The 1,923-nt window shown below is 66.2% G+C and carries 4 protein-coding genes; all 4 read left to right on the plus strand.

Annotated features, from left to right (window positions below; translation table 11 throughout):
* Positions 1–243: 243 nt before the first annotated feature.
* On the plus strand, positions 244–492 hold the full coding sequence (locus tag WEA77_RS13925) for a DUF3667 domain-containing protein (RefSeq protein ID WP_368068483.1): 249 nt from the start codon (positions 244–246) through the stop codon (positions 490–492).
* A 31-nt stretch (positions 493–523) separates the two neighbouring features.
* The gene (locus WEA77_RS13930; RefSeq protein ID WP_368068484.1) at positions 524–934 is read left to right on the plus strand and encodes a hypothetical protein; all 411 of its coding nucleotides are present in this window, start codon (positions 524–526) and stop codon (positions 932–934) included.
* Complete coding sequence (locus WEA77_RS13935) at positions 891–1,208, plus strand: hypothetical protein (RefSeq protein WP_368068485.1); 318 nt, start codon at positions 891–893, stop codon at positions 1,206–1,208. The genes WEA77_RS13930 and WEA77_RS13935 overlap by 44 nt, the downstream gene beginning before the upstream one ends.
* A 13-nt stretch (positions 1,209–1,221) precedes the next feature.
* On the plus strand, positions 1,222–1,923 hold a 702-nt coding region (locus tag WEA77_RS13940; RefSeq protein WP_368068486.1), incomplete at its 3' end, for a tetratricopeptide repeat protein.

The raw sequence follows: 1,923 nt of genomic DNA on the forward strand, positions 1-1,923 counted from the left end.
GTGGACAATGCCAAGGACAACCACCGCTCGCGTTTCCTCTGCCGGGAAGGTATGACTGCTCCCTGAACCATGTTCTTGGGGGAGGAGCGGATGGAGCATGACGCGCAAGGCGCTGGCATGGCCCCAGCCGGCGGGTAGGACAGCGCCAGGCACCATCCGGCCGAGAAGGGCGCCGCAGGCCGCAATTGAAGGCATCTGGTCAAAGAGCTCTACTGCCCTGTGTGCGGCCAGCTCGGCGCTGACTTGTATCGCCCGATCTGGGATCTTGTCGCTTCCAGCATCGGCGACATGTTCTCGCTGGGTGGCCGCCTGTGGCGGACGCTGCCCTTGCTTGTGCTCCGGCCCTGCCGGATGACGCGGGAATACATCGACGCCAAGCGCGCACGCTACGTTCCGCTCTTCCGGCTGTTCCTGCTGACCTCGGTGATCTTTTTCCTGACCTGTGTTCACGGCGCTGGAAAATCAGCCCTGGCTGAAGGAAATCCGGTTTAAGCCGGGCGATCAGACGAGGGGCAATTTTCTGATGGGCGCGGATGCGCCGTTCCGCATCGATGCAAGCCCGTCAGCCGAAACGCTGCGCGAACGTCTCGCGCGGCAGGACCTGACCGCCGAAGAGCGTGCGGATCCCGGGGCAGCGCTGACGGCGGTAGAGGAGGGCGGCGAGGCGCTCTCGACTTTCATGCTGGCCGACGGATCGATTGACCGGGAGGCGCTGCGCCGGTTGATCATCGGCTCCAATCCGGGCCTGACGCCCGGCCAGCTGGCGTGCGCAACGGCGGGCGCAGACCGGATGGCAAACTTCTACGAAAACCAGGCACGGTTCGGGACACGGCTGAAAGAATGGGCGCCGCGCTTCACGCTTTCTGTTCCTGCCGATCTTTTCGCTGCTGATGGCGCTGTCCTATGCCTCGCACCGCAGGCGCTACCTGTATGACCATCTGATCAGCGGCCTGCATTTCCAGGCCTTCGTCTATGGGCTGGCGACGGTGCTCATTCTTTTGTCGGCGGCGCTTCCTGCGGCTGCCCCTTTAGCCGGCGGCGGCGCGTTCCTGATCGTGTTCGTCTACCTGACGCAGATGTTGCGGGTGACCTATGACACCGGCTACATCATGGCTTTCCTGCGCACCTGCTTGCCGCTTGCGGCGGCCATCTTCGCGCTCAGCTTCCTTGCCATTGGTCTTGTGCTGCTGAGCTTTTTCCTGACCTGACCTGAGGCCCTGCATGCTGCGTACCCTTCAAGACCTGACCCGCGATGCCAATGCCCTGAAACAGCAGGGCCGGATCGGCGAAGCTATCGGCGTCTACCAGGAGGCCGTGCGGCAGAATCCGGCCAGTGCGGCGGCGCTGCACAACCTTGCGGCCGCCTACGGCGATGCTGGCAACCATGTCGATGCCGAACGGGTGGCGGCGATGGCGATGCAGGGCGGCCTGGATGCACCGGAAACATGGCTGGTGAGGGCGCGGGCGCGGTTCGGGATGGGTGATTTTGGCGGCGCGGACACGGCCTATCGTTCGGCCATCGCGCGCCGGCCCGAAAACGGCGCCGCGCGGATGGAACTGTCCCAGATGATCTGGATGCGGACCGGCGAGCGGGCGGCGGCGCTGTCGATCTTCGATCCGCCTGCCGGCGCGGCGGCGCCGGTCGAGGCTTACCTCGCCTACCTGAAGGCACAGGCGCTGGAATTCATGAACGAGGCAGATGGCGCCTTGCGGCTGATGCGGCCGCTGGTGGCCCGGCTGGAACTCCCGGCGGAGCTGCGCGCGCCGATGCTGGCCTTTGCTGCGCAGCTGGCGGCGCAGACAGGGGACGCGGCGCAGGCGGTGGCGCTGTCGGCCGAGGCAGTCCGGATCGCGCGGCCCGGCGATCCAGGCCCGCTCGAGGCCGAAGTGTGCGCCCTGCTGGCGGCGGGCGCCTACGAGAAG

Origin of the sequence: Hyphomonas sp. (assembly GCF_040882205.1) — a bacterium.
GTDB lineage: Bacteria > Pseudomonadota > Alphaproteobacteria > Caulobacterales > Hyphomonadaceae > Hyphomonas.